28 protein-coding genes and 1 tRNA gene are annotated in these 24,315 nt (G+C 48.4%); 17 read left to right on the top strand and 12 right to left on the bottom strand.

The genetic code is table 11. The annotated features are described in order from the left end of the window. Positions 1-14: 14 nt before the first annotated feature. The 8 genes from ACP7FG_RS11680 (at position 15) to ACP7FG_RS11715 (ending at position 6,488) form a co-directional block, all read left to right on the top strand. A complete protein-coding gene (locus tag ACP7FG_RS11680) occupies positions 15-314 on the top strand; it encodes a hypothetical protein (protein WP_222235606.1) in 300 nt (99 codons plus the stop codon). Between the two features lie 12 nt (positions 315-326). Continuing rightward, positions 327-905 (top strand): Slp family lipoprotein, encoded by a 579-nt coding sequence (locus ACP7FG_RS11685; protein WP_054491030.1) that lies wholly within the window; start codon positions 327-329, stop codon positions 903-905. A gap of 11 nt (positions 906-916) precedes the next feature. Beyond that, positions 917-1,786: an alpha/beta fold hydrolase gene (locus tag ACP7FG_RS11690; RefSeq protein ID WP_439226468.1), complete on the top strand. Its 870-nt coding sequence runs from the start codon at positions 917-919 to the stop codon at positions 1,784-1,786. Positions 1,787-1,874: 88 nt separating this feature from the next. Continuing rightward, the gene (gene fadD, locus ACP7FG_RS11695) at positions 1,875-3,542 is read left to right on the top strand and encodes a long-chain-fatty-acid--CoA ligase FadD (RefSeq protein ID WP_439226469.1); all 1,668 of its coding nucleotides are present in this window, start codon (positions 1,875-1,877) and stop codon (positions 3,540-3,542) included. After that, positions 3,539-4,708 (top strand): ribonuclease D, encoded by a 1,170-nt coding sequence (gene rnd / locus ACP7FG_RS11700; RefSeq protein WP_439226470.1) that lies wholly within the window; start codon positions 3,539-3,541, stop codon positions 4,706-4,708. Before fadD ends, rnd begins: the two co-directional genes overlap by 4 nt. Before the next feature lie 52 nt (positions 4,709-4,760). Next, a complete protein-coding gene (locus tag ACP7FG_RS11705) occupies positions 4,761-5,009 on the top strand; it encodes a YcgL domain-containing protein (protein ID WP_054491022.1) in 249 nt (82 codons plus the stop codon). Further along, the gene (locus ACP7FG_RS11710) at positions 5,003-6,040 is read left to right on the top strand and encodes a lytic murein transglycosylase (protein ID WP_439226472.1); all 1,038 of its coding nucleotides are present in this window, start codon (positions 5,003-5,005) and stop codon (positions 6,038-6,040) included. The genes ACP7FG_RS11705 and ACP7FG_RS11710 overlap by 7 nt, the downstream gene beginning before the upstream one ends. 4 nt (positions 6,041-6,044) lie before the next feature. Next, the gene (locus ACP7FG_RS11715) at positions 6,045-6,488 is read left to right on the top strand and encodes a YcgN family cysteine cluster protein (protein ID WP_439226473.1); all 444 of its coding nucleotides are present in this window, start codon (positions 6,045-6,047) and stop codon (positions 6,486-6,488) included. A 12-nt stretch (positions 6,489-6,500) separates the two neighbouring features. Here the strand turns inward: ACP7FG_RS11715 and dsbB are convergent, their stop codons facing one another. After that, the gene (gene dsbB / locus ACP7FG_RS11720) at positions 6,501-7,046 is read right to left on the bottom strand and encodes a disulfide bond formation protein DsbB (protein WP_054491018.1); all 546 of its coding nucleotides are present in this window, start codon (positions 7,044-7,046) and stop codon (positions 6,501-6,503) included. 142 nt (positions 7,047-7,188) lie between these two features. On the opposite strand from dsbB, the gene fadR reads away from it, so the two are divergent. The 3 genes from fadR (at position 7,189) to ACP7FG_RS11735 (ending at position 9,512) form a co-directional block, all read left to right on the top strand. After that, complete coding sequence (fadR, locus tag ACP7FG_RS11725) at positions 7,189-7,899, top strand: fatty acid metabolism transcriptional regulator FadR (protein WP_439226475.1); 711 nt, start codon at positions 7,189-7,191, stop codon at positions 7,897-7,899. A gap of 196 nt (positions 7,900-8,095) precedes the next feature. Beyond that, a complete protein-coding gene (locus ACP7FG_RS11730) occupies positions 8,096-8,692 on the top strand; it encodes a DUF5610 domain-containing protein (RefSeq protein WP_439226476.1) in 597 nt (198 codons plus the stop codon). Between the two features lie 52 nt (positions 8,693-8,744). Beyond that, positions 8,745-9,512, top strand: a complete 768-nt coding sequence (locus ACP7FG_RS11735) for a zinc-dependent peptidase (protein WP_439226477.1) — start codon at positions 8,745-8,747, stop codon at positions 9,510-9,512. Here the strand turns inward: ACP7FG_RS11735 and ACP7FG_RS11740 are convergent, their stop codons facing one another. Next, entirely contained in the window at positions 9,513-11,837 is a 2,325-nt protein-coding gene (locus ACP7FG_RS11740) for a DUF748 domain-containing protein (protein ID WP_439226478.1), read from the bottom strand. It lies immediately after the preceding gene. Between the two features lie 151 nt (positions 11,838-11,988). Here ACP7FG_RS11740 and ACP7FG_RS11745 point away from each other — a divergent pair, with 151 nt between their 5' ends. Continuing rightward, entirely contained in the window at positions 11,989-12,984 is a 996-nt protein-coding gene (locus ACP7FG_RS11745) for an alpha/beta fold hydrolase (protein WP_439226479.1), read from the top strand. A gap of 51 nt (positions 12,985-13,035) precedes the next feature. Here the strand turns inward: ACP7FG_RS11745 and ACP7FG_RS11750 are convergent, their stop codons facing one another. Beyond that, positions 13,036-13,617: a superoxide dismutase gene (locus ACP7FG_RS11750; RefSeq protein ID WP_054491003.1), complete on the bottom strand. Its 582-nt coding sequence runs from the start codon at positions 13,615-13,617 to the stop codon at positions 13,036-13,038. A gap of 204 nt (positions 13,618-13,821) precedes the next feature. On the opposite strand from ACP7FG_RS11750, the gene ACP7FG_RS11755 reads away from it, so the two are divergent. Both ACP7FG_RS11755 and ACP7FG_RS11760 read left to right on the top strand, forming a co-directional pair. Beyond that, positions 13,822-14,160, top strand: a complete 339-nt coding sequence (locus ACP7FG_RS11755) for a Grx4 family monothiol glutaredoxin (RefSeq protein ID WP_011235037.1) — start codon at positions 13,822-13,824, stop codon at positions 14,158-14,160. 138 nt (positions 14,161-14,298) lie between these two features. Then, complete coding sequence (locus tag ACP7FG_RS11760) at positions 14,299-14,904, top strand: peroxiredoxin (protein ID WP_054491001.1); 606 nt, start codon at positions 14,299-14,301, stop codon at positions 14,902-14,904. Positions 14,905-14,971: 67 nt separating this feature from the next. Here ACP7FG_RS11760 and rnt read toward each other — a convergent pair whose 3' ends face one another. Beyond that, positions 14,972-15,619 carry a ribonuclease T gene (gene rnt / locus ACP7FG_RS11765; RefSeq protein WP_054490999.1) on the bottom strand — a complete coding sequence of 216 codons (648 nt, stop codon included), beginning with the start codon at positions 15,617-15,619 and terminating at the stop codon, positions 14,972-14,974. A gap of 128 nt (positions 15,620-15,747) precedes the next feature. Here rnt and ACP7FG_RS11770 point away from each other — a divergent pair, with 128 nt between their 5' ends. After that, positions 15,748-16,644: a flagellar protein MotY gene (locus ACP7FG_RS11770; RefSeq protein ID WP_439226480.1), complete on the top strand. Its 897-nt coding sequence runs from the start codon at positions 15,748-15,750 to the stop codon at positions 16,642-16,644. 5 nt (positions 16,645-16,649) lie between these two features. Here ACP7FG_RS11770 and nth read toward each other — a convergent pair whose 3' ends face one another. The 7 genes from nth to rsxA are packed head-to-tail and all read right to left on the bottom strand — an operon-like array spanning position 16,650 to position 22,489. Beyond that, positions 16,650-17,285, bottom strand: a complete 636-nt coding sequence (gene nth / locus ACP7FG_RS11775) for an endonuclease III (protein ID WP_439226482.1) — start codon at positions 17,283-17,285, stop codon at positions 16,650-16,652. A gap of 29 nt (positions 17,286-17,314) precedes the next feature. Continuing rightward, positions 17,315-17,995 carry an electron transport complex subunit E gene (locus ACP7FG_RS11780; protein ID WP_054490994.1) on the bottom strand — a complete coding sequence of 227 codons (681 nt, stop codon included), beginning with the start codon at positions 17,993-17,995 and terminating at the stop codon, positions 17,315-17,317. Then, entirely contained in the window at positions 17,992-18,633 is a 642-nt protein-coding gene (gene rsxG / locus ACP7FG_RS11785) for an electron transport complex subunit RsxG (protein WP_054490992.1), read from the bottom strand. Before rsxG ends, ACP7FG_RS11780 begins: the two co-directional genes overlap by 4 nt. Before the next feature lies 1 nt (position 18,634). Continuing rightward, entirely contained in the window at positions 18,635-19,687 is a 1,053-nt protein-coding gene (gene rsxD, locus ACP7FG_RS11790; protein WP_224797180.1) for an electron transport complex subunit RsxD, read from the bottom strand. Then, entirely contained in the window at positions 19,684-21,330 is a 1,647-nt protein-coding gene (gene rsxC / locus ACP7FG_RS11795) for an electron transport complex subunit RsxC (protein WP_439226483.1), read from the bottom strand. The genes rsxD and rsxC overlap by 4 nt, the downstream gene beginning before the upstream one ends. Continuing rightward, positions 21,327-21,908 carry an electron transport complex subunit RsxB gene (gene rsxB, locus ACP7FG_RS11800; RefSeq protein WP_439226484.1) on the bottom strand — a complete coding sequence of 194 codons (582 nt, stop codon included), beginning with the start codon at positions 21,906-21,908 and terminating at the stop codon, positions 21,327-21,329. Before rsxB ends, rsxC begins: the two co-directional genes overlap by 4 nt. Continuing rightward, positions 21,908-22,489, bottom strand: a complete 582-nt coding sequence (gene rsxA / locus ACP7FG_RS11805) for an electron transport complex subunit RsxA (protein WP_317504940.1) — start codon at positions 22,487-22,489, stop codon at positions 21,908-21,910. The genes rsxB and rsxA overlap by 1 nt, the downstream gene beginning before the upstream one ends. A 192-nt stretch (positions 22,490-22,681) precedes the next feature. On the opposite strand from rsxA, the gene ACP7FG_RS11810 reads away from it, so the two are divergent. Both ACP7FG_RS11810 and ACP7FG_RS11815 read left to right on the top strand, forming a co-directional pair. Beyond that, positions 22,682-23,191 (top strand): phosphatase PAP2 family protein, encoded by a 510-nt coding sequence (locus ACP7FG_RS11810; RefSeq protein ID WP_439226485.1) that lies wholly within the window; start codon positions 22,682-22,684, stop codon positions 23,189-23,191. Next, positions 23,188-24,222, top strand: a complete 1,035-nt coding sequence (locus ACP7FG_RS11815) for a glycosyltransferase family protein (protein ID WP_439226486.1) — start codon at positions 23,188-23,190, stop codon at positions 24,220-24,222. Before ACP7FG_RS11810 ends, ACP7FG_RS11815 begins: the two co-directional genes overlap by 4 nt. 16 nt (positions 24,223-24,238) lie before the next feature. Here the strand turns inward: ACP7FG_RS11815 and ACP7FG_RS11820 are convergent. Beyond that, positions 24,239-24,315 (bottom strand) — tRNA-Asn (locus ACP7FG_RS11820).

Raw genomic sequence — 24,315 nt, forward strand, 5'->3', positions numbered from 1 at the left:
GAGTCATCGTTGACGTGCGAATTAATCCGCAAGCGGTTCAGCCGCTAAACAATCAGCAGCAGGCACCGCAAAGGCCTGCGCCAGAGGATCAGCAACGCCAGGGGAACAACCGGGCGGAAATTGCTGAGTCCCGGCAAGTTGTCCCTGATGTGCGGCAAAGTCAGCGGCGTGCGGAACGGTGGGAGTCATTGAATACGTTTTACGATGAACCACCACAGCGTTCTCAGAAAGCACTCAATGCGTATCAAAATATCGCGTTAAGTGAGAAAAGAGAACAAATCACGTCAATGTTTGGTGTTGATGTTTACGCCTGAGTGAGGTCTGTTATGAAAATTATTTATGCATCATTAATGGCATTGGTGTTGGTGGGCTGCTCCTCAGTCCCTGATGAAATTGCCAGTGAAAACGAAGAGGCTTTAGTTGGCTATAAAGTCGCTAAACACCAGGGCGAGAAAGTTGCCGGTGAACCTGCCCGTTGGGGGGGAGTTATTGCCGATGTTCGCAACGCCGAAGACCATACTGTTCTGGAAATTGTCAGTTTTCCACTGCAGCGTTGGGGTCGTCCTGAGGTCAGCGATAATAGCCAGGGTCGTTTTTTAGCCGTGGTAAATGACTTCATTGATCCCGATGTTTATAAGCAAGGGCGTTCAATGAGCTTTGTTGGTACCATTGGCCAAACGCAACAAGGCAAAATTGGCGAGTACGTTTATACCTATCCGGTTATTGAAGCAACAGGCTATTACCTTTGGCAGCCTGAGCGCAAGAAAAGCCACGTAGAAGTTGATTACTCACCGCTTTGGTTCCGTCACAACTTCTATTCACCTTATTACCCATACCGTTACCCTGTTCCGGTGCGTGTTCGCGTTCAGGACAACTCTGGTACACCTGCTAAAGACCGCAATTAATCCACCAAATAATGGATTACCGCATTGCATTAGACCAAGCCACCCCAGTCAGTTATGAACTGGACTGGGGCACGGTAAGAGGCCTTTGCTGGGGTGACCCAAACGATATTCGTGTGGTCGCAACTCACGGTTGGTTAGACAATAGCCACAGCTTTTTACCTTTGGCCGCAAATTGGTCAGCTGATCGCGGTGGCCTGTTAGCACTTGACTGGCCCGGGCATGGTCACAGTGACCACAGACCTACAGGTAACTACTATCATTTTATCGACTATGCTTATGACTTATGGCAGTTGATTGAGCAGCAAGGCTGGCAGCAGTTAATCTTGTTAGGTCATTCCATGGGTGGCTTTGTCAGTAATGTTGTGGCGGCTTTGTGCCCCGAACGGATAAAAAGTTTAATCCTAGTCGAAGCTTTTGGCTTGCTGGTCTCTGACGGAACCAATGCCAGAGAACAGTTACAGCAGGGCTTTGTAAGCCGGAAAAAATTAAAGACGCCACGTTGGCGCAGCCACAGTAATTTTGACTCTGCAGTGGATGCTCGTGCTGCACAGGCAGACTTCTCGTCCGACTTGGTTAAGCTAATTGTAGAGCGCGGTTCTGAACTTCGTTCAGATGGCCGCTGGCATTGGCGGGCAGATGCCAGAGTGAAAGCAACGTCGCCCTATAGATTGCCCAGTGCAGCTGTCGATGACCTTCTGCAAGAGTTGACTATGCCGGTTGTCGTAGTGCGTGGCAGTAAAGGCTATGACAAGTTAGAAAGCGCGTTAGAAAAGTGGCAGCATAAAGTATTAAAGCTCAGTTGTGTAACGCTGGAAGGTGGGCATCACGTGCATATGGAACAACCTGAAAAAATAGCTGAATTGCTCAAATCACACGTTTAGCGGTTGTTAACGACTAGGATTAACTGGTCGGATATGCGATGATTGCGCCACTGAAAATAATGATAAATAGTGAGAGGCGGAGCCTTTTATGGATAAAATTTGGCTGAAAAATTACCCAGCAGGCGTACCGGAAACCATTGATCCGGATCATTTTGCGTCACTAGTTGATATACTGGAACAGTCCATAGAAAAGTACGGCGAGAAAACGGCGTTCGTCAATATGGACTCAGAAATGAGCTTTAAAGAGCTGGGTTTGAAGTCTCGCGAATTTGCGGCCTACCTGCAAAGTAAAGGACTGAAAAAAGGCGATGCAGTTGCCGTTATGATGCCTAATTTGTTGCAGTATCCAGTGGCCTTGTTTGGTATTTTACGCGCCGGAATGACCGTCGTTAATGTGAACCCGCTTTACACACCACGGGAATTAAAACATCAGCTTACCGATTCTCAGGCAAAGGCTCTGGTTATTTTAGAAAACTTTGCTCACACCTACGACAAAATAAAAGACGAAGCTCCGCTTGATTTCGTTATCACCACACAAATTGGTGATCAGTTACCTGTGCATAAGCGCTTCTTGGTCAACTTTGTTGTTAAGTACATAAAGCGCATGGTGCCTTCTCATAACGTCAAAGATACCGTTAGCTTGAATCAGGCTATGGCCAAAGGCGCAATAGCCGAGTACCAGCGCCCTGAGGTTACCGGTGATGACATTGCGTTTCTTCAGTACACTGGCGGAACAACCGGTGTAGCAAAAGGTGCCATGTTATCTCACCGAAATATGGTGGCTAACCTGGAGCAAGTGTCTGCGTGCATCACTCCTATTATGAGTGACGGCGAAGAAACGATTATTACTGCGCTACCGCTTTATCATATCTTTGCGTTAACAGCGAACTGCCTGACCTTTATTAAGCATGGCGGTAAAAACGTACTTATTACTAACCCGCGCGATATGCCGAACTTTGTGAAAGAGCTGAACAAGTATCCTTTCTCAATGATCTCCGGTGTTAACACCTTGTTCAATGGCCTGTTGAATACCAAAGGCTTTAAAGACGTTAACTTTTCTAACCTGAAAGTTGCGTTGGGTGGCGGCATGGCAGTTCAGAAAGCGGTTGCCGAAGAATGGGAACGTGTAACAAAATCTCGTTTGCTTGAAGGCTATGGCTTAACCGAGTGTGCGCCTGTTGTTACCGTTAACCCGTATGACATTGAACATTATACTGGCAGCATTGGTTTACCGGTACCGAGCACCGATGTGCGTATTGTTGATCCTGAAACCCGCGAAGAAGTGCCTTTAGGTGAACCCGGCGAACTGGAAGTAAAAGGTCCGCAAGTTATGGTCGGGTACCTTAACCGTCCTGATGCTACTGCTGAATCGATTAAAGATGGCTGGTTTGCAACGGGTGACATGGCAACCGCTGACGAGCGTGGTTACTTCAAAATTGTAGACCGTAAAAAAGACATGATTTTAGTTTCGGGCTTTAACGTTTATCCAAATGAAATCGAAGATGTTTTAGCCGAACACCCTAAAATTCTTGAGTCGGCTGCTATTGGCGTGCCGCATGAGTCTTCGGGTGAAGTGGTTAAAGTCTTTATTGTGGCAAAAGACAAGTCATTAACAGAACGTGAAGTGATTGACTTTTCTCGCGAGAACATGACCGGATACAAAGTACCTAAACTGGTTGAGTTCCGCGATGAACTGCCGAAGTCTAACGTAGGCAAGATACTTCGCCGCGAGCTACGCGACGAGGAAGACGCTTGACTCTGCCGTTGAACCTACCCGAGTCGGTACGCCAGTACCGGCTCGTTACTGAAACTCAGGAATTAGAACGTCTTTGTCAGCAAGCTAAAGAAGCTGGTTGGTTTGCCATTGATTCTGAATTTGTCCGCGAGCGTACTTATTATGCTCAGTTGGGGCTTTTACAAATTTATGCCAATGGCACAACTGCTGTTGTCGATCCTCTCGCCGGTATCGACTTAGAGCCACTGTGGGAGCTAATTGCAGATGACTCCGTTGAAACAGTCCTGCATGCCGGCGGTGAAGATATTGAGCTGTTTTTCCAGCAAAGTAATGGCCGTCAGCCTAACCGTATTTTCGACAGTCAAATAGCCGCAGGTTTTTGTGGGCTCGGTGATTCTATGGGCTACGCCCGTTTGGTCGATGCTTTATTTGATGGCGTTGAGTTAGATAAAAGCTTGTCACGCACCAATTGGCTGAAGCGCCCGTTAAGCGAAGAACAGCTGAATTATGCCGCTGCTGACGCTAGCTACCTGGCGATAATGTACCCTTATTTGAAGGCTTTGTGTGAGGAAAAGGGCTGTCTGGATATTGTGTACGAGGAGTCGCAAATTCAGGTTCGAAAACGCACACAAAGCTGGCCGGATGATTTGTTGTATTTAGCTGTAGGTAATGCCTGGCAGTTAAATGCACGCCAGCTGGGCGCACTTAAAATTCTGACGCCATGGCGTTTGCATAAAGCGCGCGAGCGGGACATTCCATTAGGCTTTATTGCCAAAGACGGCGTACTACTTGAACTGGCTCGCAGAATGCCCAAAAGTGATGACGAGCTAAGCCGGATTCCGGACTTAGCGCCTATGTCACGGAAGTATTCAGGGCGGGATATTATTCGCTGCATTCAGCAAGCTGAGCAGGTGCCTGAGTCCGAACTACCAAAAACGCTTGAACGCTTAGACGACATGGAAGGCTATAAGCCAACCTTTAAAGCCATAAAAAAAGTGGTGTCTGAACTTGCTGAACAGCTTCAGGTGCCGGCATCCTTGGTAGCCTCCCGTAAGCAAATTAACGACGTTATTAACTTTCACTGGCAGTATTCAACGCAGCAACAACAGCGTTTGCCGCAACCCGACTTAATGATGGGTTGGCGCAAGCAAGCAATTGGGGCAGAATTACAGGCTATAATTGGTTAACATAGTATTTGTTAACCATTAGTGCGCTTAGCCCTTATTCAGGAGAACTGCCATGCTGTGTGATGTTTATCGCAGCTTAAAGAAAGCCGATACCTACCTTTACTTGCCTCACGGTAATGAATTCACAGAAGTACCTGACGTTTTGTGTGAACAGTTTGGTCGCGCCGAAAAGGTTATGACAATAAACCTTGCCGGGCGTGAACAGTTGGCCCGTTTAACGGTCGAAAAGCTACAGGAACATTTGCAAAACGATGGTTTCTATTTGCAGTTGCCACCGAAACGAGAGGAACTTCAATGTTAACAAATACAATAAAATTCAAGGGGCTGGCGTTATGTCTGGCTTCTGCAGTTACGCTGAGTGCGCCGGCTTTTGCTTACCAGGATACCGATAAGAAAGCGAAAGAAGAGAGCAGTGAACAGGTTGACCAACAGTTTGCTACTTACGTTGAAGCCCTGAAAGCTGAAGCCATTGAAAGCGGCTATAAGCAAGACACCTTAGACAAAGCCTTTGCTAAGGTGAAGTACTACGAGCGTGCAGTCGAACTGGATAAAAATCAGCCTGAATTTAAGCTCACACTCGACACCTACCTGCCGCGTGCTGTTCCTGAATGGAAGGCCGACAAAGCACTGGAAAAATACAACGAGCATAAAGAACTGCTGGAAAAAGTCGGTAAAGAGTACGGTGTGCAGCCACGCTTTATTGTGGCGTTGTGGGGAATCGAAACCAACTTTGGTTCATTCACCGGTGGTTTTGATGTGGTTTCGGCTTTAACTACCCTGGCTTTTGATGGTCGCCGCGAAGAGTTCTTCAAAAAGCAGCTCTGGGAAGCTTTGACCATTATTGAAGAAGGGCATATTGCGCCCGAACAGATGAAGGGTTCATGGGCTGGTGCTATGGGGCAAACTCAGTTTATGCCCAGTTCTTTTATGAGTTACGCAGTGGACTACGACGGTGACGGCAAAAAAGACATTTGGGGCAGCTTCCCGGACGTTTTTGCTTCAGCGGCAAATTACTTAAGCTCTGTTGGCTGGAAAGACGACGTAACCTGGGGACGTCAGGTGCAACTACCTGAAGGCTTCGATGAGTCACTGGCAGGCCTGGATACCAAGAAAAAACTGGCCGAATGGGCCGATCTGGGTATTACCCGTTTCGATGGTTCGGAATTACCGTCGCGTGATGATATTGTCGCCTCAGTTGTTATTCCTGATGATAACGAAGGCCGCGTTTATCTGGCTTACGCTAACTACGATGCGTTAATGCGCTGGAATCGTTCGCATTACTTCGTAGCGGCAGTGGGCTATTTGTCCGACCGCATTCGTTTCCCAAGGTAATGACTTGTCGGCATTGATGAAATGGTATGAGCAGCCACTGCATACGCTGAGTCACGCACAATGGGAAGCCTTGTGCGATGGCTGTGGGCAGTGCTGCTTAAATCAGCTGCAAGACGAAGAAGATAATCTGTATTCCACTGACGTTGCTTGTCGGTTATTAGATACCGACACCGCACGTTGCACTGACTATGCACACCGAAGCGAACGCGTACCAGCCTGCGTTACTTTAACGCCGAATAACCTCGAAGATGTTTATTTTATGCCTGCCAGCTGCGCTTACCGGCTGAGAGCAGAAGGACAGCCTTTGCCTGATTGGCATCCGTTAAGGCATGAGGGTAGCAAAGAGCCAATGAAAAAAGCCGGCTATCATGTCGCCGGCCATTGTGTCAGTGAAGCGAAGTTTAAAGGCGATCTTGAAGACAGAATAGTGACCTGGCCCTTAACTTAAAAGCGCTTTGAACTATTTGTGGTAAAGCACCAGCCCGTCTTTTTTCTTAAACGACGCAATAATGTGACAGACAGCCACAATAATACCTATCAGTAAAAAGCCTGCGAAAATCACCGTCATCCAGCCCGGCATACCTAAGCCAAGCCATTGCCAGTCAATGTCGCCGCATAAGCCGGGGGCTGCAAAAAGTCCGGGCATCCATTCATGCAGCGGCGCCCATCCAGGGAAGTTTGGCGCACTTTCACACACCGCAAAAAATGCGTTTTTTGAAGTTTGTAAGTCCCAGTGGTCGTAAGCAATGAGTAAGCCCTGGTAACTGCTGTAAAGCCAGCCAATTAAAGCGGCCCAGCGAGTTAACCAGAAGCCCGAACCGAACAGTCCAACAATGGCGGCCAAGCCAATGCCTACCACCGCCATACGCTGATACACGCATTTTACGCAGGGCTCTAAGCCCAGAACCATCTGGAAATATAACGCTGCCGCTAACAGTCCCGAACATCCTAAAAACAATAATAACCAGGCAAAAGGTTTGTTAGGCCACTGACCCACAGATAGCATGGTGATTTTCCTTAAGAAACTGTAAAACGTAGAAACCATACCCAAATAGCGTGGTGTTGTCGATATAAAGCCAGAAGTTATCTTGTCCGACCTCACAGAAGACTGCTAGAATCCTTCTATTAGTCAGTACACAGGCGGGAATATGATAATAAAAGCTAAAAGTCCGGCGGGTTTTGCCGAGGAGTACATCGTAAAATCTATCTGGAACGGGCATTTTGCACCGGGCACTATCTTACCCGCAGAGCGTGAGCTGTCTGAACTTATTGGTGTTACACGAACCACTCTGCGTGAAGTGCTACAGCGTCTGGCACGTGACGGTTGGCTGACCATTCAGCACGGCAAACCCACCAAAGTGAACAACTTTTGGGAAACCTCCGGCCTGAATATTTTAGAAACCCTGGCACGTTTGGACGAAGACGGTATGCCGGAGCTTGTGGATCAGCTGTTATCTGCGCGCACCAATATTAGTGCCATTTATATTCGTGCCGCTATTCGCCATAACCCACAACGGGTTATTGAGCTGCTGGAACCCACCAGCGAGCTGGAAGACAACGAAAAAACTTTTGCCGAGTTCGATTACCAGTTGAATCACGACTTAGCCATGGCTTCCGGCAACCCCATTTATGTGCTGGTACTCAACGGCTTTAAAGGCCTGTACGCACGTATTGGTCAGTACTACTTTTCATCGACAGAAGCTCGCCAGTTGGCACGTGACTACTACGCCGACCTAATTGCCGTAGCACGCGAAGGTGACTATAACGAGTCAGTAAACCTAGTTCGTCGCTATGGTTACGAGTCCGCTGAAATTTGGCATGGCCTGCGTGGTGATATGCCGAATGATTTGGTGGATTAAGCTATTTTTCATTTAATGCCTGATAGCTCTTACTGGGTTGTCAGGTTTTTTGGCAGACTCCATTTCCTTTGGGTTATAAATCGATAAGCCCACAGCGGCATTTTAATAAAAGCCTAAATTTTAACCGCCATCTGCCGATAACCAGTTACGGGCTATACTAAAATCAAGTTATAGTCGACTTATCAGGAACAACATCATGTCAATTATCTCAGGCAATGGCACCTCTGTAGCGGGTGTTGGTAAGCAAAACGCCAATAGCGTAAAAGCGGATGACAACCGTGATACGAAAGAGACCGCCCCGAATTCCAGGCAGGCGCAAAACGAAGCTATTTTACGCGCTCATGAGAGAGTATCGCTTAGCAGCAATAATGATGCCCTCAGCTTGCTGTATAAAACCGCACTGGAAGGCATTAATGCTGAGCTAGAGCCAGTAATGGGCAAAAATGCGGTGAAGAAAACTTATGAGTCCGGTACGGATACTTCCCCCAAGGCTACGGCGGATCGCATTGTTTCTTTTGCTACCAACTTTTACAGTCGCTATAAAGAAATCAATGCAGGCGAGTCTGAAGAAGAAACCCTGAACAAGTTTATGGAAATTATTCGTGGTGGTATCGAAACGGGCTTTAAAGGCGCTAAGGATATTCTTACCAGCTTTCAGGTGTATGAAGGTGATGTTGAAAGCGATGTCGATAAAACCTATGAGCTGGTTATGAAAGGTCTGGATAACTTTCGTGAAAAAATGCTGGAACTGGCTGCCGAATCTGAAGAGTCTGATAGCGGCGTTGAGGATTAACCTCAGTGCTTTTATAGTGCGTACATGGAAAGAAGTATGGCCGTAACAACAGATGTTTAAAAGACTGCGTACGTGGTTTGAAAACCGGCGCATTAAAAAAATGGGCTTCACAGAAAGCGAGTGGGAATCCGCAGTTGCTGACTGGCCCGTTGTGGCGCGATACAAAGGTGCTGAGCGTGATGCACTGCGGGATATGACTCTTCGCTTTTTGGTTCGTAAAAACTTTGCTTCAGGCGGCGGCTTCCAATTCAACGACGCTATGTGTCTTAAAATAGCAACTATGGCCTGCGTACCTGTTTTGCACCTTGGGTTAGATTGGTACGATCACATCTATAGCATTATTCTTTATGAAGGCGACTTTGTACCTAATCGTCCTTACCGTAGCGACGACGGGGTTGTTCACGCTCAAAGTCCGGGTCTAAGTGGCGAGGCCTGGTTGCAAGGCCCGCTGATTCTTTCATGGCAGTCGGTGTGTCATACAGGCCCTCACTCCCGTCACGGAAAGGCTGCGAACGTTGTCATACACGAATTTGCGCACAAGCTCGATATGTTGCGTGATGGTGCCAACGGCGCACCACCCATGCACCCCGATATGAAGCCTGGCGAATGGCATGATATTTTTTCCGCAGCCTGGGAGCGATTGCAGAGTGACGTGATTCACCACAGACCTTTACCGCTAGATGGCTACTCGTTAACCAGTCCGGCTGAGTTTTTTGCCGTATGCAGCGAGACTTTTTTTGAAGACCCGGAAACGATGAGAGAGCACATGCCGGAGGTCTACCGGTTATTGTGTCAATTTTACCGGCAGACTCCTTGTTAATTAGTCAGCGCTGACACCCACTTCCATAGCAACGCGTTCAGCGTCCGATGAATCAACCTCTTTAGGCTCCAGAATGCTGACTCTTTCAGCTGCTATAGCTGTATCTGCGTCGGCATTAACCAAAGCTTCCCGCACCGTTTCAGCGCGGGCATTGGCTAAAGATTTGAGTTCAGAGTCTGTAATTGGTTGCGCCTCAATGACTTTTTCAGCCAAATGGTTTCGATAGGCCAGAGCATCGAACGCTGGCTCATCGGTTGACTCACTTTGTTGCTCAGTGAAACGCGCCTTTAAGGTTGCAAGTTCGGCTTCCGGGTAATGAGAGGTGAACATCGCCTCTACAATGTCCTGGTTTGCCTCACTTGTCAGGCTGGAGTTTGATATTTTCCGGGCTTGTTCAGCAAGCTTTTGCTGCAGGGCTTCTTTGGCTTTTTTTCGTTTCAGAGACGGGCTGTCAAAGCTTTTGTTGAAGGGCCCAGCCAACTCCAGAACCAGCTGTGGCCGCTGATTAAGAGCCTCGCGGAGTTTGGCGATGCGTTCGCGCTGGGGAGGACGCAGATCAGTGCGGCCTGCCAGAAACTCAACCTGGCCAAGCTCTTCCGAGTCAGCACCGACAAGGCTTGCCAGAAAACTGAAGGGGGCTGTCACCACGGATGTGATAGCATTTCCTACGGCTTGTTGGATGATCTTGCCGAAGTCAAATTGTGGGTTGCCCACATTTCCGCTGACCGGCAGTGTCAGATCAATCACGCCATTGCTGTCCTGAAGCAGCGCTATGGCAAGGTCCAGTGGCAGATCCATTGCGTTGCTGGAAGCCATTTTTTCACCAAGTTTCAAGTCATGAAGCAGTAGGTTGTTTTTGCCATCGAGTTGGTTGTTGTTGACGCTGTAGTCGAGATCAAGATCCATAGTGCCGCCCGCAATTTTACGGCCAGCGAAGTTCACGGTGTAAGGCGAGTATTCCGGAATCTGGAGGTTGCGGAAACTCAGGTTAATATTGGTCTGGCGAGTAGGGTGCCAGGCGTGCACAGAACCGTCGACACGCGCCGAGCCATACTCTGCCACCTCACCTTCAAGTTTAACCCGTGCCGGTTCGGCCGAGCTGGAGCTTAAGGTTGATACCTCTCCGCTTAATGTATGGATACGGGTTGAGAAGGGCAGCGGCAAAGAATTATCGGCAAAGTGGATGGTGCCTTCGGCCAACTCAATAGCTTCAATGGTGATACTGAACGGATCTGTGTCCTCGTTTTTACTGTCAGTCGTTTCTGGAGACTGAGTGACGAGCTGCCCAAAGTTGGTGGTTTTATCCTCGTAAATGACGACCCGGCCAGACAAGCCTTCAATGGTAATGGGGGCGCTCTCAAACTGCTTATCGCTGAGATTGAGGTTAAGTTGCTGGGTTTCTAGAGTCTGCCAGCCAATTAGCGGTTCATCTTTGGTGCCTTCTTTGATGCTAAGCGAGCTAATACCGGCAGAGCCCTGGAAGGTAAAAGGTTGCTGTGTATCTGTTTGTATTTTCCCATTGAGGGTCAGGGTCCCGCTATCAAGCCGTACGTTCATGAATTGCTGCAGGTAGGGCTCGGCCTGCATCAGTGCCAGCTCATTAATGCTGGTACTGCCTTCCAGAGCAAAGGTTGGCAGCACCTGAAGTTGACCGTCGAAGTTAACTTTGCCGCCTTCGTAGAACTGCGCATCCAGGCGTAGCGGAAAGCTCGCATCCTTTTGCAATGTGAAGTCTTGTAGCGACACTCCTATACTCTGCAATGCCAACGACACTTGCTCCGTTTTTTCGTCGTTTTTTAAGTTGTCGGCGAAGCGTAAAACGCCCCTCTCCACATTCAGTTTTCTGATCTCTAAGGCCGGCAGTTGTGCTGGTTCATTTTCTTTAGGTTCCGTGCCCGTGTTTTCAGAGGCTAACCGCGAAAAGCGAGTTTCGCCGGAGGTAAAGCGTTCTTCCTGAATGATGGGTTGTTCGAGATGTATGGTTTCAAAGGTCCAGGCTTGGTTGGTGATGCTCGCCCAGGTGAGGTCGACGAACAGACGTTCCCAGCCAAGTAACTGTCGCTCATCGACGTCGTCCAGTTCAAGGTCGTTGATTTGCAGCGTCAGGGTGTAGGGGTTGGTTTGTACTGACTCTATGCGAAGTTCACGGTCAAAATCTTCCTTTGCGGTATTCACTGCCACGTACTGAATAATCCACGGTAAGGCAAAAAATCCCAGTAAGGTGTACAGAATAACCAGTACAAGCAGCCAGAACCGAACTCGGCGTGGAGAGACCCATTTAGTTTTCAGATAGCTACCGAACCGATGTAGTGAGCCGCTGTGCATAAGTCAGCCTTTGTTAGAGTTAACAGTACAGCACATTGTAGACGTCTCAAGTCGAAGCGTCACTTTTAGGAGGCGGTTTTAGAGCGGAACAGTTGCATCAGGAAATAGCCCGATATAGTGTTGATTGAAAATTAGACGCAAGGAGCCACACATGCGTAGTTGGAGTTATACACTGCTTACTGCCTTTCTACTCGGGCTAACAGCACCTGTTTTTGCAGACGACAAAGCCCCCGAATACGATGCTCGCTTAAGTGGTTATTCGTACCCATTTGACGTTCAGACCTTTGAGTTTGATAGCCAACGACAGAGCCTGGAAATGGCCTACATGCATTTGCCCGCCGAAAAGGGGCAGCCAACCGTGTTGCTGTTACATGGCAAAAACTTTGCCGCCGACTATTGGGAAGAAACCGCTAATTACCTTCATGAAAAAGGTTACGGGGTGCTTATGCCTGACCAAATTGGTTTTGGTAAGTCGTCCAAACCGGCACATTATCAGTTTTCTTTCGAAGCCCTGGCAAATAACACTAAGGCGTTGGTGAAATCACAGGGTATCGAAAAAGTGGTTGTTATGGGCCACTCCATGGGCGGTATGCTTGCCACTCGCTTTGCGCTAAACCATGACACTATGGTTGAAAAACTGGTGCTGGTGAACCCGGTCGGTCTGGAAGATTATTTGCGCTATGTCGAATACAAAGATCCGGCGTTCTTTTACGAGAATGAGAAGGGTAAAACCATTGATCAGATCCGGGCCTACCAGCGCAAAAACTACTATGACGGTAAATGGTCAGAAGATTATGAAGAGCTTATTGAAATTCACGCAGGTTGGATAAATGGAAACGACTGGGATCAGGTTGCCTGGAATAATGCGCTAACCTACGACATGATTTTTACCGGTAATGTGTCTAATGAGTTTGACCAGTTAGCGGTGCCGACACATTTGATTCTGGGAACGCGTGATACTACAGGCCCCGGTCGAGGCTGGAAGAAAGAGGGCGTTAATTACGAACTGGGCCGCTACGATAAACTCGGTGAAATTGTGGTAGAGCAAATTCCGGACGGCTACCTTTATGAACTGGAAGGTATTGGTCATATGCCGCAGTTTGAAGCTTTTGATCGCTATCGCGAGCAGTTGGATAAAATCTTTTAGTAAGAAAAAAGGCGCCAAACGGCGCCTTTTTTAATCATTCACAAGTTTGCTTTAAGCAAAGTTCTTGTTAACGAAGTCCCAGTTTACCAGCTTCCAGAAAGCTTCTAAGTAGTTAGGACGAGAGTTACGGTAGTCGATGTAGTAAGCGTGTTCCCAAACATCAACGGTCAGCAGAGCTTCTACGCCGTCGTGCGCGACAGGAGTGTCTGCATCGTCTGTGTTCAGTAAATCGACAGAACCGTCAGATTTTTTCACTAACCAAGTCCAGCCAGAACCAAAGTTACCAGCAGCGCTTGCGTTGAACTCTTCTTTGAATTTCTCGAAAGAGCCAAATTTTGCGTTGATAGCTTCTGCTACTGCGCCAGTTGGTTCACCGCCGCCGTTCGGGCTTAGGCAGTTCCAGTAGAAAGTGTGGTTCCATACCTGTGCGGCGTTGTTGAACAGTCCGCCTTTTTCAGACTTGATGATGTCTTCCAGAGATTTGCTCTCAAGGTCGGTACCTTTAACGGCGTCGTTCAGCTTGCTCACGTATGTAGCGTGGTGCTTACCGTAGTGGTATTCCAGAGTTTCTTCTGAAATATGTGGTTCCAGAGCGTTTTTCTCGTATGGAAGAGCCGGTAGTTCAAATGCCATAATTTTCTCTCCGTAGTTCTTTTTTGAGTGCAAATTTGCGACTCGCACTTTAATGCGTGCAAGTTCTTTTCTTGTTATACCTTACGATATATAGGGCTGACTGGTTTGCTTTTCAAGGAAATCTTTCAATTTAGGACAAAACTTTATAGGCTGTGTTAAAATACCTGAGTGTTTTAATCAACCATTATATTAAGCAGAGGTGTTATGGAAACGGTTGACAGAATTAAGCAGCAAATCGAAGAAAACCCAATCCTGTTATACATGAAAGGCTCTCCGAAGTTGCCTAGCTGTGGTTTCTCTTCACAAGCATCACAGGCCTTAATGGGCTGTGGCCAGGCGTTTGCTTACGTCGATATCCTACAGAATCCGGATATTCGTGCAGAATTGCCTAAATACGCAAACTGGCCAACCTTCCCGCAGCTGTGGGTTGAAGGTGAATTGGTCGGCGGTTGTGATATTATTATGGAAATGTTCCAGAACGGCGAGCTGCAAGAGTTGGTTTCTGAGGTTGCTGAGCGGCATCCAGAGCCTTCAGCGGAATAAGTAGCCTTCGGCTGAATAAAGTTTAAGCAAACAGTAGACAATCTGTAGTGAAATTGACGGATGCCCTTGTTTTTTTATTTAGGGATCCCCATCACTACGGGTGAAGCTTTAACACTCAACATTAAATGGAGAGAATCGATGTCTGTATTAGTAGGTCGTAAAGCACCTGATTTTACTGCAGCAGCAGTATTGGGTTCAGGTGAAATTGTTGAAGATTTTAAACTGTCAGACGCTATCAAAGGCAAAAAAGCTGTTGTTTTCTTCTACCCGTTGGACTTCACTTTCGTATGTCCTTCTGAGCTAATCGCATTTGATAAGCGCTTAGACGAATTCAAAAAGCGTGGCGTAGAAGTTATTGGTGTTTCAATTGACTCTCAGTTTACTCACAGTGCATGGCGTAACACGTCAACTGACGCTGGTGGTATCGGTCAGGTGAAATACCCATTGGTTGCTGACGTTCGTCACAGCATTTGTAAAGCGTACGACGTTGAACACCCAGAAGCCGGTGTTGCATTCCGTGGTTCATTCTTAATTGATGAAGACGGTATGGTTCGTCACCAGGTCGTTAACGACTTGCCATTAGGCCGTAACATCGACGAGATGCTGCGTATGGTTGACGCACTGAACTTCCACCAGAAACACGGCGAAGTTTGCCCTGCAGGCTGGGAAGAAGGTAAAGAAGGCATGAAAGAAAACGCAGAAGGCGTTGCTTCTTATCTGTCTAAAAACGCTGACAAACTGTAAGCGTTTACTGAATCGAAAAAGCCGCTCGTTTGAGCGGCTTTTTTTATGTCTGAAATTTGTACTCGGATTAACTTTTGTCCTGACGAGACTCAGGTGGCCAGCCACCGAGTTCTTTCCAGCGATTGATCATCCAGCAGTAGAGCTCTGCGGTGCGTTCGGTGTCGTATAGGGCTGAGTGTGCTTGTTTGCTGTCAAACTCAATACCGGCTGCCTGACATGCTTTAATCAGTACGGTTTGCCCTAAGGTCATTGCCGCAAGCGACGTGGTATCAAAACTGACAAAAGGGTGAAACGGGTTACGTTTTAAACTAGCACGTTCGGCGGCGGCCATAACAAAACCGTGATCAAAGTTTGAGTTGTGTCCGACTAAAACTGAACGCTGACAACCCGCGGCTTTCTGCGCTTTACGAATGGGTTTGAAAAGCTCACGCAGGGCTTCACCTTCCTCTACCGCGCCGCGTAATGGGCAGTGCGGATCAATGCCGTTAAAGTCGATAGCTGCCTGTTCAATATTGGCGCCTTCGAAAGGCTGTACATGGTAATGAACAGAGTCCACGGGCTTTAACAGACCATTGTCATCGAAATCCAGCAAGACGGCAGCTATTTCCAGTAACGCATCGGTTTTTGCGTTAAACCCCGCTGTTTCGACATCGACCACGACGGGCATGTATCCGCGAAAGCGTTGCTTCATAAGCGAGTTAGAGCTGTCTGACATAGAATTTCCGTAGTGTCTTAAAGATAACGCTATTATGCCAAAGATCATCACGCTCTGCTTGCAGAAATACTAAAGCAACGGCAATGCGTGCCGATAACAGACGTATCAGAAATAAATCAGGGGCGCTTATGAAAAATTGGCCGATGTTGACTGCTGTTTCAGCTTCTGTGCTGCTATCAATTGGGCAGGCGCAGGCAAACTCAGTCAGGCACTACAGTGCAAACCTGGATAACTCCGCGTGGCAGGTAAGCGAAGAGAACCGTTTAGCCTGTGAAATGGAGCATGAGATTCCCCGTTACGGTAAGGTGCGCTTTCAAAGCGAGGCGAGTAAAGAGCTCAACTTACGTATGAAAATGGAAATGCGCAAGTTACCGGACAGCTATGGTGTGTCTGCCATTGAGTCCGTTCCGCCGCGCTGGCAGCCCGGCGAGTCCAGTTACCGCATTGGCGACATGAAGCTCTATAAGCAGTTTGATGGCGAGCTGCAGAAGCAACTGGCCTGGACCTTATTGAGCGAGCTGGAAAAAGGGCGTTACCCGACATTCTTTTACAACGACTGGTATAACAGCCGCGATGAAGTTGCTGTCTCTATTTCTTCAGTGAACTTCCGCGGTGCTTACGATGACTTCATGAGCTGTGTTAATGCGTTATTACCGTTCAGTTTTGACGACATTGCGTATACGGTGCTGAACCACGAAGCGGAAAGCGAAAAGCTGACTGTTGCATCGCAGCGTAAGCTAAAACAAATTAGTGACTACCTGCAGGTGGATAACGATTTGGAACTGGTTTTAGTCGACGCTTATACCGATTCGCTTGGCGCGCGAGGCCCGAACAAAGAATTAACCGAAGAGCGGGCGAAAGAAATTCAGCAGTTTTTCGTCGAACGGGGTATAGATGCGGAGCGTATTAAAACCGTTGCTCACGGTGAAGACCGGCCGGTTAAATCGAATGACAACGAGTTAAACCGTCAGATCAACCGCCGTGTTATTGTGCAGTTAAGCAAACCATCCATGATTGAGCTGTAACAGGCTCAGTCACTGGTTTTTTCTTTAAATTCGCACAAGTCTTCTATGACGCAGGAACCACACCTTGGTTTACGGGCTATGCAGGTATAACGTCCGTGCAAGATTAACCAGTGGTGCACGTCTACTTTAAACTCAGCCGGTACCACTTTTATCAGTTTTTCTTCCACTTCTTTAACGTTTTTACCGGGGGCCAGTTTGGTGCGGTTAGACACCCGGAATATGTGCGTGTCGACTGCGATAGTGGGCCAGCCAAAAGCCGTATTTAAAACCACGTTTGCCGTTTTACGGCCAACACCCGGAAGAGCTTCCAGCGCGGCCCGGTCTTCCGGTACTTTGCCACCGTATTCTTCCACCAGAATTTTGCAGGTTTTGTAGGCGTTTTCGGCTTTGGAGTTAAACAAACCAATGGTCTTTATGTATTCTTTTATTCCATCTACTCCCAGAGCCAGCATGGTTTCAGCGGTAGGTGCGGCAGGGAATAGTTTACGGGTGGCTTTATTCACACCCACGTCGGTTGCCTGAGCGGACAGCAATACTGCAATTAACAGCTGAAAAGGGGAGTTATATTCCAGCTCAGTTGTTGGGTTCGGATTATTGTCCCGTAACCGACTTAAAATTTCGTAACGCTTGTTTTTATTCATAAGAGTTCGTTTTTATTTGTATTTTTTTATTAGGCCGTGACCCGTGCCCGGGTAACGGTTTTCTTCTCGGCACGGGCACTCCGCACAGCGTCAATTTTGTTTTTCAGGGCAATGATAAAGCCCATGCCAATAAAGGCTCCTGGCGGTAATATAGCCAGTAATAAAGGGTAATTAACGGTAAAGAGCTCAATTCGCAATTGTGCTGCCCACTCACCCAGCAGCAATTCTGCGCCATCAAACAGGGTGCCGTTACCAATAATTTCTCGCATAGCGCCCAGTACTATCAGTACCAGTGCAAAGCCAACACCCATTGCCAGCCCGTCGAACGCTGCGCGTTGCCAGGGGTTTTTAGAGGCATAAGCTTCGGCTCGGCCAATAATGGCGCAGTTAGTCACAATGAGCGGAATGAAGATACCCAGAGACTGATACAGCTGGAACACATAGGCGTTCATGAGCAGTTGAATAATGGTTACGAAGGTGGCAATGACCATGACAAAAACAGGTATGCGGATTTCCGAAGGGATAAACTCACGCACCAGAGACACGGTGATATTTGAGCCAACCAGTACGAATAAGGTGGCCAGACCCAGGCCCATGGCGTTGGTGACTGAGGCAGTCACTGCTAATAGTGGACACAAGCCTAAAAGCTGCACTAATGCGGGATTGTTTTCCCACAGGCCTTGCTTGGTCAGGTTTTTGTATTCGTTCATTCCTGAGCCTCCTGACAATGTGGTAAGTCGGCGTTAAACAGAACGTCTGCTTGCTGCTGAAGCTTTAATGTCGCACGTTTTACGGCAGAGACCACAGCCCGGGGGGTGATGGTCGCGCCGGTGAACTGATCAAACATGCCGCCGTCGCGCTGAACAGCCCAGCGGTTATCATCTTCACCGCGAACACGCTTCTCAGCAAAGCTCTTTATCCAGTCACTTTTCTGAATTTCAATTTTATCACCTAACCCCGGGGTTTCCTGATGGCGCAAGGTTCTTACACCTAAAACTTCGCCATTGGGTTGAATAGCCAGCAGCAAACGGATAGCGCCGGAGTAGCCGTCTGGAGCTACAATTTCAGCAGCTAAAGCAGTGGGCTCATCGTTAACCCATGCGCGATACAACGGCTGCGGCTTAGTACTGCCCAGAGCCGGATCCTGTAGTAATCGACAGGATTGGTATAAGTCGTTGTCGTGCAGTGCCGGCGGTATCAACTGATTCAGTGTGCGAAGCACTTGCTGCTGCTGCTGCCTGGCGATTTTGTCTTCTGTCAGCAGTTGCACACCAATAATTAAAGCGGTAGCAATGACCGCAAAAGCGGCCAGTAATAAACCATTTTTCTGCATACTGTTAAAGGTCATATCAGTCTCCGTGGCCGTAAACAACAGGCCGCGTATACCGGTCTATTAATGGTACACACATATTGGCAAGCAACACGGCAAAGGCTACGGCGTCGGGGTAGCCGCCCCAACTGCGAATAACAAAGACGATAAAGCCAATCAGCAAGGCAAAAATAACGCGGCCCCGGTTTGACGTGGCGGCCGATACCGGGTCGGTTGCGATAAAGAAAGCACCTAACATGGTTGCGCCGCTTAAGGCGTGCACGATAGGTCCGGGCATAAGGTCGGGTGCAAAAATATGAGCAATAAAAGCCGGTACGCAAAGGCCTGCAAGGAACCCCAGCGGGATGTGCCAGCTAATAATGCGTTGCTGAATTAAAAGTAAGCCACCGACTAAAAAGCCCAGATTAATCCACTGCCAGCCGGCACCGGCAAAATAACTGAACTCTGGTCCCTGATAAATTTCTGTCAGCGTATAACCCCGGGTCAGTTCTGTTTTTATGGTATCCAGCGGTGTTGCCATGGTGACACCGTCTATACCGGCCCGCAGTTGCTCTACGCTGTAACCGGCAGGGGTGTATTCAAACAATATGGTGTGCAGTGTTTGCCACAAAGTTAGCGAGTGCTCGCTAATAGTGGAAGCCGGTAGCCAGTTTGTCATTTGTACCGGAAACGAAATTAATAACAGCACATAACCTGCCATGGCCGGGTTAAATAGGTTCTGGCCCATACCACCATACACGTGTTTAACCACAACAATGGCGAATAAGGTTCCTATAACGATGACCCACCAGGGCGCAAGTGAGGGAATGCTAATGGCCAGTAAAATGGCGGTGACTATTGCGGTGTTGTCACGCAGCGCGGAAAACGCCGGTCGCTCACGGGCAACCGTACAGGCCATTTCGGCTAATACTGCAGTAGCAACAGCTAGTGTAATTTGAAACCAGACTCCGGGACCAAAAAAGTAGCTTTGCAGCAATACGCCGGGCACTAAGGCATAGCAGACCCAGCGCATCATTTCGCTGGTGGTTCTTTGGTTATGCCCGTGGGGTGATGGTGCAATTTTGAAACTCATGACTCATTTCCTTTGGCTGAGCTGTCCTCATCGGCGTTGTCTTTTGCTGCCTGTGCCGCTTTTTTGGCTTTGGCGCGGGCAATAGCGGCTGCAACTGCGGCGGATTTCCCAGCTGGTTTCTCGTCGCCACTGTCAGTTTTACTGTCAGGTCTACTGGCTTTTTCCTGCTGCATTTTTTTTCGCTCTTCGGCTGCTTTGCGATGGCGTTCTAAACGTTCCTGCTTTTCGCGCTCCAGCCTTTCCTGGCGAGCTTCAAAGCGCTTCCGAGCCTGTTCGGCTTTGGCCTTTTCACGGGCAATGTTACGCACTTCAGCCTTAGCTTTGCGGTAATAGTGCACCAGCGGAATTTCGCTGGGACAAACATAGGCGCAGGCGCCGCACTCAATGCAGTCAAACAAATGATGCTTTTCCAGTTCGTCGTAGTCTTTCGCTTTGGCCAGCCACTGCAATTGCTGTGGCTGCAAAGTTGCGGGGCAGACGTCCGAACAGGCACCACAACGAATACAGGCCAGCTCGGGCCCAGGAGCCGGCAGCTCTTGATCGGTTGGTGCTAAAATGCAGTTTGTGGTTTTAATGACCGGTACTTCGGTACTGGGTAAGGTGAAGCCCATCATCGGGCCGCCCATAATAATTCGTTGTTTCTTTTCCGGATTAAAACCGGATTCATCCAGCAAATGTTGAATAGGGGTACCTAATAATGCCCAGACGTTACCGCGTTGTTCTAATGCCTCGCCGGTTAGGGTCACCACTCGCTCTAATAAAGGCTCACCGTGAATAATGGCGCGCTTAACAGCATATGCGGTACCGACGTTTTGCATTAGTAAACCAATGTCCATGGGCAGCTTGCCGCTGGGTACCTGATGGCCTGTTAGCAGCTCAATTAATTGTTTTTCGCCACCGGAAGGGTACTTGGTTGGCACCACTTTAAGCTGTATCTGCGTGTCATCATCAATAGCCGCAGCTATGGCTTTTATTGCCTCGGGCTTATTGTCCTCAATAGCAAACAATACTGAGTTACACCGGGTGATGTACTGTAAAATTCGGGTGCCGGCAATAATATCGTCTGCATACTCCTGCATGAGACGGTCATCGGCGGCAATATAGGGTTCGCATTCAACTCCGTTAATAATTAAATGCTTAAGGGGTTTCTGTTGTGCCAGTTTTTGCGCAGTAGGAAAACCGGCGCCCCCCAGACCGGCAATCCCCGCTTCCTGAATCAGCTCCAGCAAACGCGATATTTCAACGTCGTGATAGTCGGGCAGAGCATGTTTGTTGCCCCAGCGCTCTTCTCCGTCCGGATGAATGACAATGGCTTGCTCAGGCAGACCCGAGGCATGAGCCGTAGGGCGTTCTTCAATGGCAGCAATAATACCCGAGGTTGGAGCATGCAGCGGTAACCCCTGGCTTAACCCGGCTTCAGTCAGGCGCTGACCTTTATCAACGCGCTCACCGACCTCAACTAATACTTTGCCGGACGGGCCTATGTGTTGACGTACGGGTAAAATGAGCTCTGCTGGCAATGGCAAACGTCTTATTGGACGGCTGCTGGCCGGTTGTTTACGTTCCGGCGGATGAACGCCACCGGGAAATTGTCCGATGATACCGGTGTTAAAGTCGCGGTTTACTGTTTTTACATCGCTCATTCAACCACCTTCACCGGAATACTGTTGGCTCTTATGTTTTCTTTTACGGTGTCTAAGTCCCACTGCCAGGTTTCAGGCTTAGGCTTAACCGCCACCATGTCAATGCAGTCAACCGGACAAGGTTCGACACAAAGGTCACAACCTGTACATTCATGTTCAATAACGGTGTGCATTTGTTTTGCAGCGCCTAAAATGGCATCAACCGGGCATGCCTGAATGCATTTGGTACAGCCAATGCACTCGTCTTCGCGAATAATCGCGACTTTTTTAACGTCTTCTTCGCCGTGTGCATCGTCAAGGGGTTTGGGTTCAACGCCCATTAAGTCGGCAAGCTGCTTTATGGTTGCTTCGCCGCCGGGAGGACACTTATTAATGTCATCGCCATCGGCAATTGCCTGTGCGTAAGGGCGACACCCCGGATATCCGCACTGGCCACACTGCGTTTGTGGCAGAATTTCGTCAATTTGGTCAACAATGGGGTCGCTCTCGACACGGAATTTAACCGCGGCAAAGCCAAGTATCACCCCGAATATCAGCGCTAATACGCCCAGCGCGATAACTGCTCCGAATAAACTCATTAACCGCTCACCAATCCGCTAAAGCCCATAAAGGCAAGAGACATAAGCCCTGCGGTGATCATCGCAATAGCTGAACCTTTAAATGCTACCGGCACGTCGGCGGCAGCTAAGCGCTCACGCAGAGCCGAGAATAAAATCAGTACCAAGGAGAAACCAATTGCTGCACCCAGGCCATAAACAATGGACTGCACAAAGTTGTGTTGCTCGTTGACGTTAAGCAGAGCAACACCGAGAACGGCACAGTTGGTGGTAATTAGAGGCAGAAAAATGCCCAGCAACCGGTACAGCGTTGGGCTGGTTTTATGCACCACCATTTCGGTGAACTGCACGACTACGGCAATAACCAGAATAAAACTTAAGGTTTGCAGTGACATTAAATCCAGCGGCTCTAACAAATACTGATTGACCAGATAACTGCAGACCGAGGCCAGTGTCAGCACAAATGTGGTGGCAGCGGACATACCTATGGCGGTATCTAACTTGCTGGAAACGCCCATAAACGGGCACAAGCCCAGGAACTTTACCAACACAAAGTTGTTTACCAGCACGGTGCCTATCAGTAGCAGTAAGTAATCGGTCATTTACCTTTCCGGGTACTGTGGTTATTTAAGACCGCATATTATCGGTGTTTTGGCCGCCATAAACAACAGACAGCGAGCATGGGTTTAGGAGAAAATTCAGACATTGTCATATTTTATTCACGAAACTGATTATTTAGTGTCATAAAGGCTTGGCAAAGTAGCCCCAACTGAAGCCAACTTGGGTTTTCTACCATGGTATTGTTCAGTTATTTACAACGCTTTGATCGTTACTGTTATTGCTTGTTTTCCGGGTTGAGGGCGAAAGATCTTCCCGGACAAATTGCTTTACTGACTTCCCGCAGCGGTGATGGCTATGGATACCTCGCTATTGCTTTAATGGTCTGGATGCTCGATGACCGCGGCGACGAATATTTTACCAGTCTGATATTCGCATTTTCTCTTGAACTTCCTTTTTACTGGATCATGAAAAACAGTTTCCGTCGGCAACGTCCCTGTGAGCGTAACTTGTCTTTTGCGGCGCTTATTGTTGCCAGCGACAAGTTTAGCTTTCCTTCCGGGCATACGGCAGCAGCGGTTTTATTCGCCACGGTTACCTACCACTATTATCCTGCAGCGGGGTTAGCCTGTTTTGGCTGGGCAATGGCTATTGGAGCGTCAAGAGTGGTGGTCGGGGTTCATTATCCGAGTGATATTGTTGCCGGTGTTGCACTGGCTGTATTAGTTTCGGAACTGACGATATGAAAATTCTTTACGGAGTACAGGGTACAGGGAATGGTCATTTAAGTCGTTGCCACACATTAGCTCAGTCTTTGACTAAACATCGTAATGTTGAAATTGATTATCTCATATCAGGTCGCCAGCCTTCAGGGCTTTTTGACATGGAGGTTTTCGGTGACTACCAATGGCGTCAGGGCTTGTCGTTTGTCACCGAAAGGGGGAGGCTTCGTCGACGCAAGACATTACTCAATAACCATTGGCGGCAGTTTTGGCAAGATGTGAAAAACTTACCGGTTACCGACTATGACCTGGTAATTACTGACTATGAGCCGGTAACCGCCTGGGCGGCGAAGAAACAAGGCGTGCGCTGTGTTGGTTTGGGCCGACAATACGCTTTCCATGAACCCGATTTGTTTAAACGGTTGTCCTGGTGGCAAAAGCAGCTGATTTCATCCTTTGCAACATGTTCAGAACCCGTTGGTATGCATTGGCTGGCTAGTGGCAATGCGATCCCTCCAGTAGTAAGACAGGAAGAAAACGCCTGTGTCGGGTTAATGCAGCGCGTTGTGGTTTACCTTCCTTTTGAGGACCCCCGAGATATTATTGACCAGCTTCAACCCTTGGATAACTATGAGTTCTCGCTTTTTCATCCTAAGGTAGAGCGGAAGTCGTTGGGGCACATCGAATGCTATCCGCCTTCACGTACTGAGTTTGCTCAGCACTTTAGTAAGGCGTCCGCTATTTTGTCGAATGCCGGTTTCGAAACCAGTTGCGAAGCGCTGAGCCAGGGAAAGGCTTTGGCAGTAAAACCTTTAGCAGGCCAGTTTGAACAAAAGTGGAATGCCCGCATATTACAGGAGCATGGGCTGGCTAGTGTCTTAAAACGAGTTGAGACCAGTGACGTTGACAGCTGGCTGGCGCAACGGGAACCTCATAGACTGTACTGGCCTAATGTCGCGGAAACGCTGGCACAATGGATTGCCAATGGCGCAACGCAACCAGTTGCTGAACTCAGTGCAGAGCTTTGGTCCAGAAACGAAAAAACCGCCATATAGGCGGTTCTTCTGAATGTGGCTCCCCAGGTTGGATTCGAACCAACGACACATGGATTAACAGTCCACCGCTCTAACCAACTGAGCTACTGGGGA

The sequence above is a fragment of the Idiomarina sp. ST10R2A5 genome, assembly GCF_051842325.1.
In the GTDB taxonomy this organism is placed as follows: Bacteria; Pseudomonadota; Gammaproteobacteria; order Enterobacterales; family Alteromonadaceae; genus Idiomarina; species Idiomarina abyssalis.

Excerpts from the sequence above, each read along its gene's own strand:
- ACP7FG_RS11685 (WP_054491030.1), top strand. The coding sequence starts at position 327 with ATGAAAATTATTTATGCATCATTAATGGCATTGGTGTTGGTGGGCTGC.
- ACP7FG_RS11690 (WP_439226468.1), top strand. The coding sequence starts at position 917 with ATGGATTACCGCATTGCATTAGACCAAGCCACCCCAGTCAGTTATGAA.
- fadD (WP_439226469.1), top strand. The coding sequence starts at position 1,875 with ATGGATAAAATTTGGCTGAAAAATTACCCAGCAGGCGTACCGGAAACC.
- ACP7FG_RS11705 (WP_054491022.1), top strand. The coding sequence starts at position 4,761 with ATGCTGTGTGATGTTTATCGCAGCTTAAAGAAAGCCGATACCTACCTT.
- ACP7FG_RS11710 (WP_439226472.1), top strand. The coding sequence starts at position 5,003 with ATGTTAACAAATACAATAAAATTCAAGGGGCTGGCGTTATGTCTGGCT.
- dsbB (WP_054491018.1), bottom strand. The coding sequence starts at position 7,046 with ATGCTATCTGTGGGTCAGTGGCCTAACAAACCTTTTGCCTGGTTATTA.
- fadR (WP_439226475.1), top strand. The coding sequence starts at position 7,189 with ATGATAATAAAAGCTAAAAGTCCGGCGGGTTTTGCCGAGGAGTACATC.
- ACP7FG_RS11730 (WP_439226476.1), top strand. The coding sequence starts at position 8,096 with ATGTCAATTATCTCAGGCAATGGCACCTCTGTAGCGGGTGTTGGTAAG.
- ACP7FG_RS11735 (WP_439226477.1), top strand. The coding sequence starts at position 8,745 with ATGTTTAAAAGACTGCGTACGTGGTTTGAAAACCGGCGCATTAAAAAA.
- ACP7FG_RS11740 (WP_439226478.1), bottom strand. The coding sequence starts at position 11,837 with ATGCACAGCGGCTCACTACATCGGTTCGGTAGCTATCTGAAAACTAAA.
- ACP7FG_RS11745 (WP_439226479.1), top strand. The coding sequence starts at position 11,989 with ATGCGTAGTTGGAGTTATACACTGCTTACTGCCTTTCTACTCGGGCTA.
- ACP7FG_RS11750 (WP_054491003.1), bottom strand. The coding sequence starts at position 13,617 with ATGGCATTTGAACTACCGGCTCTTCCATACGAGAAAAACGCTCTGGAA.
- ACP7FG_RS11755 (WP_011235037.1), top strand. The coding sequence starts at position 13,822 with ATGGAAACGGTTGACAGAATTAAGCAGCAAATCGAAGAAAACCCAATC.
- ACP7FG_RS11760 (WP_054491001.1), top strand. The coding sequence starts at position 14,299 with ATGTCTGTATTAGTAGGTCGTAAAGCACCTGATTTTACTGCAGCAGCA.
- rnt (WP_054490999.1), bottom strand. The coding sequence starts at position 15,619 with ATGTCAGACAGCTCTAACTCGCTTATGAAGCAACGCTTTCGCGGATAC.
- ACP7FG_RS11770 (WP_439226480.1), top strand. The coding sequence starts at position 15,748 with ATGAAAAATTGGCCGATGTTGACTGCTGTTTCAGCTTCTGTGCTGCTA.
- nth (WP_439226482.1), bottom strand. The coding sequence starts at position 17,285 with ATGAATAAAAACAAGCGTTACGAAATTTTAAGTCGGTTACGGGACAAT.
- ACP7FG_RS11780 (WP_054490994.1), bottom strand. The coding sequence starts at position 17,995 with ATGAACGAATACAAAAACCTGACCAAGCAAGGCCTGTGGGAAAACAAT.
- rsxG (WP_054490992.1), bottom strand. The coding sequence starts at position 18,633 with ATGACCTTTAACAGTATGCAGAAAAATGGTTTATTACTGGCCGCTTTT.
- rsxD (WP_224797180.1), bottom strand. The coding sequence starts at position 19,687 with ATGAGTTTCAAAATTGCACCATCACCCCACGGGCATAACCAAAGAACC.
- rsxC (WP_439226483.1), bottom strand. The coding sequence starts at position 21,330 with ATGAGCGATGTAAAAACAGTAAACCGCGACTTTAACACCGGTATCATC.
- rsxB (WP_439226484.1), bottom strand. The coding sequence starts at position 21,908 with ATGAGTTTATTCGGAGCAGTTATCGCGCTGGGCGTATTAGCGCTGATA.
- rsxA (WP_317504940.1), bottom strand. The coding sequence starts at position 22,489 with ATGACCGATTACTTACTGCTACTGATAGGCACCGTGCTGGTAAACAAC.
- ACP7FG_RS11810 (WP_439226485.1), top strand. The coding sequence starts at position 22,682 with ATGGTATTGTTCAGTTATTTACAACGCTTTGATCGTTACTGTTATTGC.
- ACP7FG_RS11815 (WP_439226486.1), top strand. The coding sequence starts at position 23,188 with ATGAAAATTCTTTACGGAGTACAGGGTACAGGGAATGGTCATTTAAGT.